General features: G+C 33.1%; 12 protein-coding genes and 1 pseudogene. 9 read left to right on the forward strand and 4 right to left on the reverse strand.

Annotation, left to right across the window (positions count from 1 at the left end):
* Window positions 1-9: 9 nt before the first annotated feature.
* On the reverse strand, window positions 10-861 hold the full coding sequence (locus AC0IXC_RS00130; RefSeq protein ID WP_002033425.1) for a LysR family transcriptional regulator: 852 nt from the start codon (window positions 859-861) through the stop codon (window positions 10-12).
* Between the two features lie 112 nt (window positions 862-973).
* Here AC0IXC_RS00130 and AC0IXC_RS00135 point away from each other — a divergent pair, with 112 nt between their 5' ends.
* Complete coding sequence (locus AC0IXC_RS00135; RefSeq protein WP_033709330.1) at window positions 974-2,200, forward strand: MFS transporter; 1,227 nt, start codon at window positions 974-976, stop codon at window positions 2,198-2,200.
* Between the two features lie 94 nt (window positions 2,201-2,294).
* Here the strand turns inward: AC0IXC_RS00135 and AC0IXC_RS00140 are convergent.
* Window positions 2,295-2,522 (reverse strand): annotated as a pseudogene (locus tag AC0IXC_RS00140) (hypothetical protein).
* A gap of 261 nt (window positions 2,523-2,783) precedes the next feature.
* Here AC0IXC_RS00140 and AC0IXC_RS00145 point away from each other — a divergent pair.
* The 8 genes from AC0IXC_RS00145 to AC0IXC_RS00180 all read left to right on the forward strand — a co-directional run bounded on the left by AC0IXC_RS00145 (window position 2,784) and on the right by AC0IXC_RS00180 (window position 12,118).
* Window positions 2,784-3,911: a serine hydrolase domain-containing protein gene (locus AC0IXC_RS00145; protein ID WP_002014186.1), complete on the forward strand. Its 1,128-nt coding sequence runs from the start codon at window positions 2,784-2,786 to the stop codon at window positions 3,909-3,911.
* A gap of 285 nt (window positions 3,912-4,196) precedes the next feature.
* Window positions 4,197-5,360, forward strand: coding sequence for an agmatine deiminase family protein (locus tag AC0IXC_RS00150; RefSeq protein WP_002033430.1), 1,164 nt, complete (start codon window positions 4,197-4,199; stop codon window positions 5,358-5,360).
* A 176-nt stretch (window positions 5,361-5,536) separates the two neighbouring features.
* Entirely contained in the window at window positions 5,537-5,956 is a 420-nt protein-coding gene (gene psiE, locus AC0IXC_RS00155; protein ID WP_471652421.1) for a phosphate-starvation-inducible protein PsiE, read from the forward strand.
* 178 nt (window positions 5,957-6,134) lie between these two features.
* Entirely contained in the window at window positions 6,135-7,067 is a 933-nt protein-coding gene (locus AC0IXC_RS00160) for a bestrophin family protein (RefSeq protein WP_113769620.1), read from the forward strand.
* A 229-nt stretch (window positions 7,068-7,296) separates the two neighbouring features.
* Window positions 7,297-8,274, forward strand: coding sequence for an agmatine deiminase family protein (locus AC0IXC_RS00165; RefSeq protein ID WP_016100897.1), 978 nt, complete (start codon window positions 7,297-7,299; stop codon window positions 8,272-8,274).
* Window positions 8,275-8,318: 44 nt separating this feature from the next.
* The gene (locus AC0IXC_RS00170) at window positions 8,319-9,140 is read left to right on the forward strand and encodes a MerR family transcriptional regulator (RefSeq protein WP_060749143.1); all 822 of its coding nucleotides are present in this window, start codon (window positions 8,319-8,321) and stop codon (window positions 9,138-9,140) included.
* 81 nt (window positions 9,141-9,221) lie between these two features.
* Window positions 9,222-10,964, forward strand: a complete 1,743-nt coding sequence (locus AC0IXC_RS00175; protein ID WP_078185502.1) for an amidohydrolase — start codon at window positions 9,222-9,224, stop codon at window positions 10,962-10,964.
* A 107-nt stretch (window positions 10,965-11,071) separates the two neighbouring features.
* Window positions 11,072-12,118: an agmatine deiminase family protein gene (locus AC0IXC_RS00180; RefSeq protein WP_471652422.1), complete on the forward strand. Its 1,047-nt coding sequence runs from the start codon at window positions 11,072-11,074 to the stop codon at window positions 12,116-12,118.
* Between the two features lie 51 nt (window positions 12,119-12,169).
* On the opposite strand, the gene pepF is transcribed toward AC0IXC_RS00180, so the two are convergent.
* The gene (gene pepF / locus AC0IXC_RS00185; protein WP_471652423.1) at window positions 12,170-13,957 is read right to left on the reverse strand and encodes an oligoendopeptidase F; all 1,788 of its coding nucleotides are present in this window, start codon (window positions 13,955-13,957) and stop codon (window positions 12,170-12,172) included.
* A 118-nt stretch (window positions 13,958-14,075) separates the two neighbouring features.
* Entirely contained in the window at window positions 14,076-14,867 is a 792-nt protein-coding gene (locus AC0IXC_RS00190) for an arylamine N-acetyltransferase family protein (protein WP_002033438.1), read from the reverse strand.
* Window positions 14,868-14,994 lie beyond the last annotated feature (127 nt).

Raw genomic sequence — 14,994 nt, forward strand, 5'->3', positions numbered from 1 at the left:
TATTTTTTTTCACGCATTGTTGATCATCTCCATAAATTTTTGCAAGGCAGCTGAGTGGAAAATATCTTTTCGAATAATAAAAGTAGTAGGAACCTTTCTAAAGTGATTTGGTAATGTATTTAAAGATAAACCATGTTCGTAATCTGGAATAATAGATTTCAGCATAATAGCCGTACCCATACCTGATTTTACACATGCAAGTATTGCTTCAATTGTTCCGAACTCTAGTATTCTTTTAGGTGAAATCCCTTCTTCTTGAAGCCAGTTTTCTAATAGTTTTCTGTAATAACAACCTTGACTAAAAGCGAGTAAATTCAGTTCTTCTATTGTTTTAAAGGAAGATAGAGGAGTCTTGCTAATGAGAACGAGTTCTTCTTCTCGAAATGAAAGTGTATGAAGTTCAGTATGCTGAATATTTCCAGCGATAAGAGCCCCGTCTAGTTTTCGCTCTAAAACGAGCTGAGTTAATTGGTCTGTCGTATTTGTTTCTAGAATCAATTCAACTTCTGGATACTTTTCATAATAGGTCGTTAATATAGGCGGGAGACGAACGGCTGTTGTCGATTCTGTACACCCGATTTTTAACGTGCCTTTTGGCTCGGTTCCGTTACTTTGGACAGCTTGAATGGATTGATCGATTAGATGGATGATTTGTTTTGCATATGTTAATAAAATTTCTCCGTTAGAAGTTAAAGTAACGCCTTTTCCATTTCGATAAAATAAAGGCACACCTAACTCAATTTCTAGTTGTTTTATACGCATCGTTACACCTGATTGTACATAGTTTAAGTTTTTAGCAGCATGAGATATATTTCCTACTGTCGCAACTTCGTAAAAAACCGTTAAATCTTTTATGTCCATTTATTATCACCCCGAAAAAGGTATCAATTTTTTTGATGGATTCTATTATTAACACTTATTTTACATGATATCAGAACCTTCATACAATGAAAGGGATATGGGGGAGATAACGTTGATAAGTGAAGAAAAAATTGAAAAGTACAGTAGTTCTAATAAATGGAGCATGTTAACTTTGGCAACGGTAGCACAGGCAAGTGCAACACTTATAACATATGGAGTAGGGGTACTCGCTTTATTTTGGAAACAGAAATATGTACTTTCGAATATGCAGGTTGGGTTGTTAATAAGTTCGGTAAATATTGGTCCGCTGTTTTGTATGCTTTTTGCCGGAAGGTTACTTGATCGATATAACGAAAGAATATTAATTGGAGCGAGCACTGTATTACTTGGCGGGGCGCTTTTACTTGCTCATATGGCAAGGGGCTTTATTGGGCTATTATTTGTCCTTCTTTTAATAGGAACTTTTTATAGCGTATCTCAGCCAGGGGGAAGTAAAGTAATCTTGAAATGGTTTCCGAAAGAAATGCGCGGATTAGCTATGGGAATACGGCAAGCTGGTATACCTATTGGCGGGGCATTAGCAGGAGTAACGATCCCTTTGCTTACAATTAAATTTAGTTTATCTTATACGATAAATGTTATTGCAACTATATGTATAATAGGCGGGTTATTGTTTTTCATATTTTATAAGGAATCGTACGTACGAGAACACACGAGCAAAGAAAATGTAAGTATTTCTTTGTGGATGCAGTTAAAAAAGGTAATATGTAAAAAAGAGCTGTATCCAATTTTTATTACAGGTATTTGCATGATTTCTTTACAAATGATATTAGTCGGACATTTTATAAAATTTTTAGTCATTGAAAAATCGATAACACCTATTGTAGCAGGGAAAGTATTTTCAGTTATGCTAGTTGCAGGAATGATTGGGCGAATTATATTAGCTACAATAAGTGATACATATTACAAAGGTGATCGTCGTACACCTTTATTAATAACTGTATGTATATCTTTTTGCTTAATTTTAGTTGTTGTAATGAGTATAAACACAATGACACTTGAGGCATTGTTTGTGATGAGCGGACTGCTAGGGTTCTTTGCGATCGGTTGGTTTAGTCTTTTTATGGTTGAAGTTGCTGAGTCTGCAAGTGAGGAATTGGTAGGCCTAACAGTGAGTTTTGCGCTTACACTTAATCAAATTGCTATTATCTTTGCACCTGCTTTGTTTGGTTATATAGTAGATGGAAAAGGCTACACATATGCATGGATGGGGATAGCTGCATTACTAAGCGTTTCAGCAGTGAGTTTATGTAAAAGTAAACGAATATTAAAAATGTAAATCTTTTATGAAGAAAATCTAAAGAAATGTCGTGGGAGTGACATTTCTTTTTTAATATGTTGTATAATCAAGTTATAAATGAGATTCGTTTTCATTAACGCTCATTTCCTCTTTTGAAATTACCTGTAATTTTAGCCATAATAAGCTGTTTTTCTTTTTCGTTACTTGCCCGATTTATTTTGTTTAAAAATTTTTCAGCATCATTTCCTTTTAAAATCATAATCTGTTTTCCGTAATATTAAATTAAAGCTATATTGTTTTTTGTTACTCGATAATGAAACATCATATCATCTAAACGATTGCGCTTATCGGTCTTTTTCAAATTAACGCCTCCATTCTTGTTAATGTGTAACGAATGTTACATAAAAAATTAAAATTAAAGTTGGATGTATCCGATTGTAAGGTGGAAATTTTGTAAAAAAGAACTACAATAGAGAGTAGTTAAAATTTGAACGTTAGAAAAAGGAATCTAGTTTACTATGAGGAATAATAGAGTAGATAGATTATAAGATATTTAAAAACTAAAAGATATAGAATAGAATGGAAAAGTATAAAGTGAAACTAGATAAAAGAGGGTTCCCATATGTTTAAGAAATGGTTAATCGCTTTCTTTGTTTTTGCTATTTTTTGTGGGAGTGTCGCTGCACTCATACATGCAAATAAAGAAAAGAAATACAGTTTGAAGGCATTTTCAAATTTTGAGGATAAAGTTGGAAATGTTCAACCGAAAGTTGATGCGAATCAGCAAAAACGTTATGATATTGCAGCAACGAAACTCGATCAATATTTAAAAGATAAAGGATTTAACGGGACGGTTCTCGTAACGGATAAAAATAATGTGGTTTTACGAAAAGGCTACGGGTATGCGAATGTAAAAGATAAAGTTTTAACAACGCCAAGAACAAAATATCGCATCGGTTCCATAACGAAAACAGTAGTTGCAATATCTATATTACAGCTAAGAGAAAAAGGGAAATTGAATATTGAAGACAATGTAAATAAGTATATTCCATCGTTTCCAGCAGATAAAAACATTACGTTACGAAATTTGTTAACACATACGTCCGGGTTACCAGATCAGGGACAAGGTAGTGTTGATGCGGCATCACGTTTAAAGTTAGTAACGTGGATTGGAGCGCAAAAGTTGCAATTTCCTGCAGGGACAGGATGGAAATATACAGATTATAATTATATGGTGCTTGCGTATATTGTAGAAAAGATATCGAATAAACCGCTTGCTGAATATGTGAAAGAAAACATTTTTACTCCTGTTGAAATGAATGAATCTGGTATGGGTGCAACTCTCCCTGAAGATATTTTCTTAGCAGAAGGTTACACGAAAAAAGATAATGAGTTAATAGCTGCACCCCGCTTAAAAATGAACTGGCTGTATGGTTGTGGTGAAATGTATACGACCGTTGAAGATATGAAAAGATTAGATGAGGCTATTATGGATGGAAAGCTGATTTCTAAACAAAGCTTATCAGATATGTTTACAGTATCACCTGCGAGAAAATATGGATTTAGCTTCTATATTTACCCAGATTATTATCATAACCACGGTGTATTAGCTGGCTGGAACACTTTTAATAATTTTAACTGGGATAAAAGAACGTTTGTAATATTATTCTCTAACGTACAAAATGGTATGAATGATACATTTAATCAAGAGTTTAGGAAATTAGCGAATGATTTAATAGAAGGAAAATAATTATTTAAAAATCGGTATTGATATAAAATTATCAATACCGATTTTTTTATTTAGTGAACAAGCATGTATGAGAGGGGATTAGTATTAGAATAAATTTATGAAGGAAGTTAAATGATATGGATGTTAAATATAGGAAGTGTATTTTGTGAATGTCATCTATTTGTATTGAAATTATGTGATTATCATGCGGAAGAATAATTGGTAATTTTTACATTGATGAAAAAGCTTGAGCTTCACACTATGTTAAGCCTTACAGTATTGTAGACATGAACAGGAGGTTGAAAAATGAAAAAAATAGTAAAGTTTTGTTTAATAGCTACATTATCTACAACGATTATTAGTGGATGTTCTTTTGAAGGGAATAATGAAAATGCCAAAGGGAAAGAGAAAGAGGATAAAAAAGTAGAGGTACAGAAAAACGCTGGAAAATATACGATGCCGGATGAAAAAGATAAACATGAAGGTACATGGCTACAATGGCCTCATGAATACACATATGGTCAAGAGTATAAACAAGAAGTTGAACCTATTTGGATTAAGATGGCAAGTGCTTTAACTGAGGGTGAAAAAGTCCACATTGTTGCATATGATGAGGAAGAGAAAGAGCGAATCAATAAGCTTTTAATAGATAAAGGGCTGAATATGGATAAAGTTGATTTCTTTATCGCTCCTACTGATGATGTGTGGGCAAGAGATAGTGGACCGATTTTTGTTTATGACAATAATAAAAATCTGAAAATATTAGATCCAGCATTTAATGGTTGGGGAAAGAAAACGCCATATAAAAATGATGCCCGTATACGTGAGAATGTTAGTAAACAATTAGGGGTTGAAAGAATTGATTGGGGGAAGTTTGTCCTTGAAGGTGGCGCAATTGAATTAGACAGCAATGGGACTGCTTTATTAACTCGAAGCGCAGTAACGAATAAAAATAGAAATCCTGATTTATCAGAAGCGGAAATTGAAAAATATATAAGTGACCTTGGGGTGACAAACTTTATTTGGTTAGATGGAGTGCCTAATTTAGATATTACTGATTTTCATATTGATGGATTTGCTAAATTCCATGATCAATCTACAATCGTAACGATGGCAGAAGATGACTTGGCTGAATGGGGCTTGTCAAACAAAGATATGGATAAATTGTTAGATGCAAAAAATGCTTCAGGACAGAAATATAAGTACGAATACTTACCGCTTAGTAAAGATAAAGTTACTTTAGAAGGTGGAAAAACTCTAGATTATAAGGGGTCATATATCAATTATTATGTTGGGAATACAGTTATATTGGTGCCTAACTATAATGATCCAAATGACAAAATCGCAAACGATACGATTCAGAAATTATACCCGGATCGTAAAGTAGTGGGAATTGATGTGAGAGAGCTTTATAAAAATGGCGGAATGATCCATTGTGTGACACAGCAACAACCGATTCAATTGAAGTAATCGATTATAGTTTCGTTATGTTGCTTTATAGACAAAATAGGTGAAATGCTATCTTTACTTATTTTGTCTTGTTTTAACATCTGTAACAAGATAGTAATGTATAATTTTAATGTAACGATAATTAAATAAAAGTATATTGTCATTATTGTTTTATATGGAAAAGGAGAAAAATGTTTGTGTTAAAGAATTTTAAAAGAGTATTTTCGTTTTTCCCTATCGTTCTACAGTACATTATAAATGTAGCTTTGATCTGTTTGAGAATTGTTTTAAGTGTGTTTCTTATGAAAGAAGTCATTCAATTTATACAAGAACTTAAATTAAATAGTGAGGAATCTAGTTATCATTTAATTGATAGCATTGTCGTATTTTTTTTATATTTTGAATTCATCGTAATGATTATAAAGTATTTTCAAATGAACTTTCATTTTCCATTACGTTATTTTATATATATAGGTATTACGGCTATCGTTCGTCTAATTATTATAGACCATGATAGTCCAATGGATTCATTGATATATGCTTGCGCGATTCTTGTATTAATTAGTGCTTTATTCATTGCAAATTCTAAAATAATGCGTCGTGATTTAGAAGAGTGAACGTTTGTTGTTTAAATCAAAAAAGATGTTTTATCTTTTGGTAAAAAGGAGTAACAGTATTGAAAGAAATAATCTTAACCAGTTTTATAATAATAGGGTTTATGATTCTACTATTTAATTGTATACTTTCATAATTTAAAAGAATAAAAGGTTAATAAGGAAAGAGGTTTTTGTAAATATGGTTCATTACAATAATCAAAATAGTTTACATCAAATATTTACATTAAAGGGAACAGTGGTAAGAGATATTTTCCCGCAAATTTTATTATATATATGTATTTCAACGATAGTAACTGTGATTAATTATTATTATGTAGAAATAAAAATTAATCAAACTCCTTGGGTAATTGTTGGAGGAGCTTTAGGTCTACTGTTAGTTTTTCGTACTAACACTGCCTATGATAGGTATTGGGAAGGTAGAAAGTTATTTGGCACGGTTGGTGCTTGTACTAGAAATTTGGCAGTTAGTTTTTTATGTTATTGGGAGTCTGAAGGGAAAAAGACGGATCAGGAAAAATTAAAATTTTTACATTTGTTAATTGCTTTTCCAAAGATAGCGAAAGGACATTTGAGAGACGAAAAAGATTTATCCGAAATAAAAGCATTGTTTGATATTTGTTCTGAGAAGGAAAAAGAAATGTTGGCTGAGTCTATTCATTTACCGATTAGTATAGTTTTTATGTTAAAAACTATACTATCAAAAGGTTTGAAAACGGGTCAAATTCACCCAAATGCAATAATTAATATGGAAGCTGATTTGAATACTCTGCTTACGGCTGTGGGTGGATGTGATCGGATCAAAACAACGCCTATTCCTTTTGCATATTTTGCTCATATTAAAATTTTACTGCTCATATTTTGCGGGACTTTATCGATTGGTCTTGTTGATAGTCTTGGATGGTTTACAGTACTTGCAACTACGTTCATAAGTTTTGCATTTATAGGGATTGAAGCAATAGGGGTTGAAATTGAGGATCCATTTGGTCAGGATCCAAACGATCTTCCGCTAGAAGGGATTTGCATAGGGGTAGAAACACATTTAGTGAATTTATATAATCAAAACGCTCTATTAGAAGTAATGGATTTGAATCTTGATAAAAAAATCATCTAATCCGTCATTGTGTACGGCGATTAAAATTTAAAAATCTTGTCAAGAGTCAGTTTATGGCTTAACGACGGCTTTATATTTTTTATATAAATATATAATATTTCTCCGTGCTATAATCCATTCATGAAATGTGCACGTTTCAAAAATTGTAATGAAAAGAGAAATGAATTGGGGAATAGTTGACTTATTGAAAACAGTTATTCAATCATTATTAAAAAGCGAGGTAAGTAATATGGAACAAAAACATAGTGGCATTATTTTTACTGCAATACCAGATGAATCGAATGAATATTATCGACCATTTTATGAAGACATTATTTATTTTAATGAATACTTAAATGAAAATAAAGCATTTACCGATCAACTTATATCTTTATCTGTTGAAGAGCAAGACTTTCATACAAACTTTTTTGAGTATGATGATATTTGGCTAAGAGATGTTGCACCAGTTGTAACAAATCATCTAGTTAAATTCAAATATCAACCAAATTACTTACCGAAAGATCAAGGACGATATTTAGATCAACAATTTAATAAATGGTTGAAAAAGAACGACTTTGAATATGTGACATCTCCATTGATATTAGACGGTGGAAATCTTATTTGGAATAAAAAAGATACCGTTATATTAACGGAACGCATATTTGATGATAATTATGATTGGACGGAAGAAGAAATTATAGAGCAACTGGAATGGGATTTAGATGTGAGTCGGGTTATTATTATTCCTACTGAAGAGGGAGATGTACTTGCACACGCAGACGGGATGGTTAAATTTATTGATGAACATACAATGTTTATTAGTGATTTTTTAGGGGATCATGAATTTAGATATAAGGTTCAAGAGATTATTCAAGAGCAAATGCCAGAGGCTGAATTTATAGTTGTTCCTTCGTCATATACAGAGAAGGGTCAATACGATGAAGAGATAGCGTCAGCAAAAGGTTTATATATAAATATGTTAGAAACATGTGATACGCTTTACGTTCCTAAGTTTGGATTAGCTAAAGATGAGGAAGTTTTACGATATATTCAACAGCATACTGAGAAACAAGTTATTCAAAGTCATGTAGGAGAAATATCGACAATGGGAGGCGCCATGAATTGTTTAACGTGGTATTGTCCTAGTCATTTGTTACCTTCAAAAATGAAAAGGCTGAACGATCAGAATGAAGGTTCTTCAATCAGAAAAATATTTGATTGGTTTTAATAAATAAGCTTATATATAAGAAAATGTATTCAAGGGGTATTTATATGTATACAATTACTGAATTTTCACGGATTTGTAAAATGAGTACACGAATGTTAAGGCATTATGATAAAGAGGAAATATTGAAACCAGCATATGTGAATCCGGTAAATGGATATAGATATTATGAGCAAGGACAGCTTGAAATAGCGTTGAAAATTAAAAAGCTAAGGGAGTACAAGTTTCCTTTACCGAAAATTAAAATAATTCTTCAATCATCAGATCAAGATTCATTTATTAAACATATGCAATCACAAATTATAGAGTTGTCTCATGAGGTGAAACAAAATTTACAGGTTATTTCAGAAATGAATGAAATGGTAAATATGAATCATGCTTTAAATACTGCTTGTCATAGAAATTACGATATATTTATTGGAATGAGAAATGAAATAACAGTAATTGCTCAAAGACTGCAAATAAATATAGATGATATGGATGATTATTTTTATGACTTATATGAAAAAGTACAAAAGCATAACTTACAAATGGTTGGTTCGCCCTCTACGGTCTTTTATGATGAAGAGTATATTCCAAATGAAAGTGATGTTGAATTAAGGATTCCGGTCATGCATGGGAACAATAAAGATGTAGTACAAGAATATGAAATAAAAAAATTAAATCCACATCAAATCGTTACTACTATGCATTATGGAAGTTATGACTATATAGGCTACGCTTATATTGCGTTAGAAAAATGGATTGAAAGAAATGGTTATGTAATAGATGGTTCACCATATGAGGTCTACATAAAGGGATCTGAATGTGATTGTTTAGTAGAAGAGTATGTCACACAAATTTGTTTTTTAGTTACGAAAATAGAATGAGAATAAGGATTGACATTAACATTATGTCAATCCTTATTCTATTTATGTAAGTAATTCATCATAATAAAAAGGAGAAAGAATATGAAAAGAACAATCATGATTATTTGTCTGATTCTAAGTATGACATGGGTTTCAGCGTGTACTCCTGGAGTAGGAGAAGGTGAGAATGGTAGCTTCGTTCTACCAAATCAGTTGCCAAAAAATGTAGTGTTTAAAAATGGTACAATCTATACTTCAAATGACAAGCAAGACATTGTAGAGGCTGTAGCCGTTAAAGAAGGGAAAATTACATTTGTTGGTTCAAACAAAGATGTAGAAGGATTTATAAATGAAGATACGAAAGTGGTGGATTTACAAGGGCGTTTTATTCTTCCTGGTTTTGTGGACAATCACAATCATATATTTGAGGCGAAATCACCAGCAGCAGGGAATTGTAGTGTCTCGCCAGATGCTGCGCTGCAAGAACAACGCTCGTATTTAAAGGCTTGTAAAAAAGATGTGAAAGATGGCGAATGGATAAGTGGAACAGGATTTAGTTTGGAAGAGCTGTTAAAAGATATGGACGAAAAATCAGAACAACAAACGCCATTACAAGTTCTTGATGAGTTATTTCCTAATAACCCTGTATTAATTATGGAAAGAACTTCTCATTCTGTATGGGTTAACTCAAAGGCATTGGAATCAGCAGGAATAAATAAAGAGACGAAAGATCCGCAAGGCGGAAGAATCATCCGGGATCCAGAAACAGGAGAACCTTTCGGGCTTCTGTATGATACAGCAGGGGATATCGTGATGGAAAAAGCATGGAATTCCCAGCCCAATCTCTTTGAAAAAAATTATGAAGGTTTGTTAGACGGTTTAGATGAGGTTGCGAAGAATGGTATTACTACAGTCGGCGATGGACGTCTTTATTGGAAACGAGGCTGGCTAGATGTTTGGAATAAAGTTAATGATGAGAAAAAGTTAACGTCGCGAGTAGTACTTCGTCCGTGGGTATATCCGAACTTAAATGAAGCAGAGCAAATGGAGTATTTCAAAAAAATTAAGCGTGATGATGTATCATCTAGAATGCTTATTAATCAAGTGAAGATGTATAGTGATGGAATTAGCATTAACAGCACAGCTAAAATACTAGAAAAATATAAATTTGAGTGGTTTAAAGGAACACCGTACGGTTTGAACTATATTCCAGAAGAAAAAATGAAGTGGTGGTTGAGTGAACTCAATAAAATTGGTTACGGTGCACTCATCCACACAATTGGAGATGGCGGAGTAAGAGAAAGTTTAAATGCAATTGAAGCAGCGAAAAAAGAAGGGGCGAATCAACCTTATACGCTTACACATGTGGAAATGGTAGAAGATAGTGATATAAATCGTTTTGCTAAGTTAGGTATTAGCGCTGATTTCCAAGTAGGTCATGATTTTGCAGAAGATCCTAAACAAAGCTGGGCAAGTGCGTATTTTACAAATCAACAGATGAAACGAATTATGCCGTTAGGACGCATTTGGAAAACAGGAGCAAACGTATCACTTAGTAGTGATTGGGATGTAAATGAACTAAATCCACTTGTGACGATTTCGAATGCACTAAGTATTGATGAAAAGGGCTTGTCTGATGTATACGCAGCTATTGATGCATATACAATTAAGCCCGCCAAAGCATTAGGTCTTGATAATATTACTGGTTCAATTGAAGTAGGTAAATCAGCCGATATGGTATTACTAAATGAAGATATTACTAAAATGAGTGCCGATAAGATTCCGAATGCGAAAGTTTTAGTGACGGTTTTACAAGGAGAAGTAGTGTATCACAAGGGAAAATAAAGAATCCGCGTATGAAATAGTTACAAGTAAATGAAGATATTCCTGTTGACCTTAACACGATGTCAAAGTTTAGACTGAACTTACATTCGAAGAAGGGGTGAACACGTATGAGAAATATAGAAAATAGTTTGTTTTATATGCCTGCTGAGTGGGAAAATCATGAGGGGACATGGCTCCAATGGCCTCATGATAAGGCTCATAGAGGCGAAGGTTACAGATCTAAGCTAGATGATATTTGGGTAACGATGGCAAAGGAGCTTCATTACGGAGAGAATGTGCATATTGTTGTATTTGATGAGGAAGAAAAAGTACATGTACAATCGAAGTTAACTGAAGCGAATGTAGATATGGATAAAATTGATTTTTTAATTGAAGAAACGGATGATGTTTGGATAAGAGATAATGGACCGATCTTTGTAAAAGATAAGGAAGGCAATCTCTGTTTAACACACTGGGTATTTAATGGTTGGGGGGATAAATATCCGTATGAAAATGATGCTATTATTCCGGAAAAAATAAGTGGAATGTATAGCATTCCAAAAGTTAAATCTAGTGTCTGTATAGAAGGTGGAGGAATAGAGATAAATGGAAATGGCACCTTAATGGCGGCAAAAACTTCTATTATAAATGAAAATCGAAATCCCACACTAAATCAGGAAGAGATTGAAATAGAGTTAACGAAGTATTTGGGAGTAACGAATTTTATATGGATAACTGGTATTCGCGGAGAGGATAATTATGATGAAGATACAGATTACCATATTGATGGGGCAGCGCGTTTTGTAAATGAAAATACAATTCTTTATGAATATGATCCTTTTGGGGAGAGTGAATCCTACCTTTTGGAGGCGTACGAAAAGCATTATCAAGAATTGAGACAAGCGAGAAATATAGATGGAAATCCATTTCAGCTCATACCAGTACCGGTGACAAGAAAAGTGGTAAAAGAAGCAGACTGTAAGGGCTCGTATTTGAACTTTTATATTGGAAATGAAGTTGTATTAGTTCCTATATACGGTGATGAACATGATAAGTTAGGACTTCAAATCATTGAAGGGCAGTTTCCAGGAAGAAGAATTGTCGGTGTTTATGTAAATGAACTGTATGCGTATGGTGGTATGATTCACTGTGTGACACAGCAACATTTAGCATAAAGTAACCGAAATGAAAAAAGCATGCAGATTCTATAATCTGCATGCTTTTTTCTATAATGCTGAAAACTCTTCAACAAGTTGGGTGAATCGATTTAATGCACTTTCAATCGGTTCTGGCGTAGTTAAATCAACACCAGCTTTTTTCAGTAAGTTTAATGGATAGTCAGAACTTCCGCCTTTAAGGAATTCAATATAGTTTTTCTGAGCATTTGGATCACCGCTCAATAACTTATCAGCAATTTGGATTGCAGAAGCGAATCCAGTTGCATATTTGTACACGTAAAATGGACGATAGAAATGCGGTATTCTAGCCCAGCCGTATTTTACTTCTTCGTCAAATACGAGAGAGTCGCCATTATATTCTCTAAATAAGTTTTCGTAAATTTCACTAAAGACTTTGGCATTTAATGGTTTACCTTGTTCGGCCATTTCATGTGTAATTTTTTCAAATTCTGCAAACATGATTTGTGTAAAGAAAGTACCTTTAAAGCTATCGATAAAGTAGTTAATTAAATGATTACGTACGTTCGTTTCTTTTGCTTCTTTTAATAAATAATGAATTAATAACACTTCATTTACTGTAGAAGCGACTTCTGCAACAAAAATGGAATAGTGTGCAGAAATTCTTGGTTGGTATCCGTGTGAGTAATGCGTATGCATACCGTGCCCGCATTCATGAGTAAGGGTGAAAAGGCTATTTAAATCATCATGATGATTTAAAAGAATGAAAGGATGAACACCGTATACACCAAAGTTATAAGCACCGGAACGTTTTCCTGGTGTTTCTCTTACGTCGATAAAGCGTTTATCTTTAAAGCTTTTTAATGTTTCAATATATTCTTCACCTAAAGGAGCTAGTGACGCGATCATTATATCAAACGCTTCGTCGTATGGAATGTCTTGTTTTACACCTTTTACTAAATCAACACTCAAGTCGTATTGTCGTAGTTCATCTACATTTAATTTTTCTTTTCTAAGTTCATTATACGTATGTAATGATTGAATGTTTTTTTTCGTTGTCTCAATTAAATTTTCATATACTTCTTTCGGAACCATGTCGCCAAATAATGATTTTTCTAAAGCTGATGGATATTTTCGTAGCTTTGAGACAGTAACATTGTTTTTAATAGCTGCGGACAAAGTAGAAGCGATAGAATTCTTTAATTGAACGTATGGTTTGTAATAAGCTTTATAGGCTTCTTCACGTTTCTCACGATTCTCATCTTCTATTAGCTTTGAATACATTCCACGTGTTAAGTTTACTTTTTCTCCATCATCAGTAGTCACTTCACCAAAAATTATATCTGCATTATTTAACATGCCAAATGTATGCTGCGGGGAGGAGAGTGCTTCACCCATTTGTGATAAAATCTCTTCTTGGTCTTTATTCAAAACGTGTTTTTTATAACGGTATAGCTCAAATAAGTCTTCTTTATAATAGTGTAAGCCTTCTATTTCTTCTAAGTAAGAATGTAATGTGTTTTCATCTACACTAAGTAAGAATGGGGAAAAGAAAGATTTAGCCGCACTTACTTTCACGTGTAATTGTGATACTTTATCGACAAGGGATTGAGCGTCAGTATCGCGTGTATCAAGATCGGATTGTAATCGTGCATAAGCGAACATTAAAGATATTATGCTAGATATTTCTTCACTCTTTGTTAAATAAGCTAATAAACTATTGCCATCGTGAATATTTCCATTAAACTTGTGTAATTCATTCGTTAATACTTCAATTTTATGAAAATCGCTTTCCCAATCTTCAATTGTATGGTAAATATCCGTTAAATCCCATTTTTCTTTATCAGCTACTTGTAGTCGATCTTTAAGTTCAGTCATAATCATTTCCTTTCTAAATATGTAGTTATATTCCTATATAACTATGAAATACAACAAATTGCAAAAAATCCCTGCTGGAAAATAAAAAGCCTTGCCGAGAATGGCGAGGCTTTAAAAGTTATAATGTAATGCCGAACGTTGAATGAAGGAGGTTTGTATATTGCTCTTTTGTAATTGTTTCTTTTGTTTTATTTCTATTTTTCGTTACTGTAAGGCTATCTTTTGTTAATGATGCGTGCCCGTCATGAGTAAGTTTTACAACAAGAGGTACTTTGTTAAATGGTGAACCTTCATGTTCAACAATAATTTTTTGTGCTGCATTTGCTTTCGTTTCATCCACTTCTTCCAAGTAAAATGCATAACCTACTGTCCAATCATCAGTAGAAGATTGATCTAGAAACTCATTGCTTTTACGCATTTCTAAAATATAATTACCTTTTTCAGTCGTTTCTTTACGAATACGATAGTCGCCTGTTACAGAATGAACGATCTCACCTGAGAAAGGAACAGGGGAAAGGGGTAAATATGATCCGAAACCTACTTCAATTAAGTAAAGTTCATTATGATGTTGTAAAACAGTTGCGATATGCCCTGAATCTACAGCCCATATAGAATTTGCAGCGTTATAAACTGTTCCTGAAACGAGATGGACATCGAATTTAGAGTCTTTAAGGAAGTAATACATAGCCGGATTCAATTCATAACAAAGGCCGCCACGGTTGTTTATTAAAATTTTTTCTTTTAGATTTTCTTTTGATATTTCTTTAAAGTTGTTTTCGAGAATATTTAAGTTTTCAAAAGGGACAGTTTGTGCCATTGCGTACATAATGTTAGGTAAATCTTCAAATGAAACTTTGTGTTTTTCTTCTATATTTAATCTTGCGAAAAATTGTTTTTGAAAGTCGGTCATAGAAATCCCTCCGGTATGCTTTTATAGATAAATTGTAAACAATTTTGAATCCGATGTGAATTTTAAACTATATGGGGTACTTGTGGAATAGTTGAATTCATATTTTGAAAAATAATGTGAGAGATTA

Source organism: Bacillus sp. AC266, from assembly GCF_979253805.1.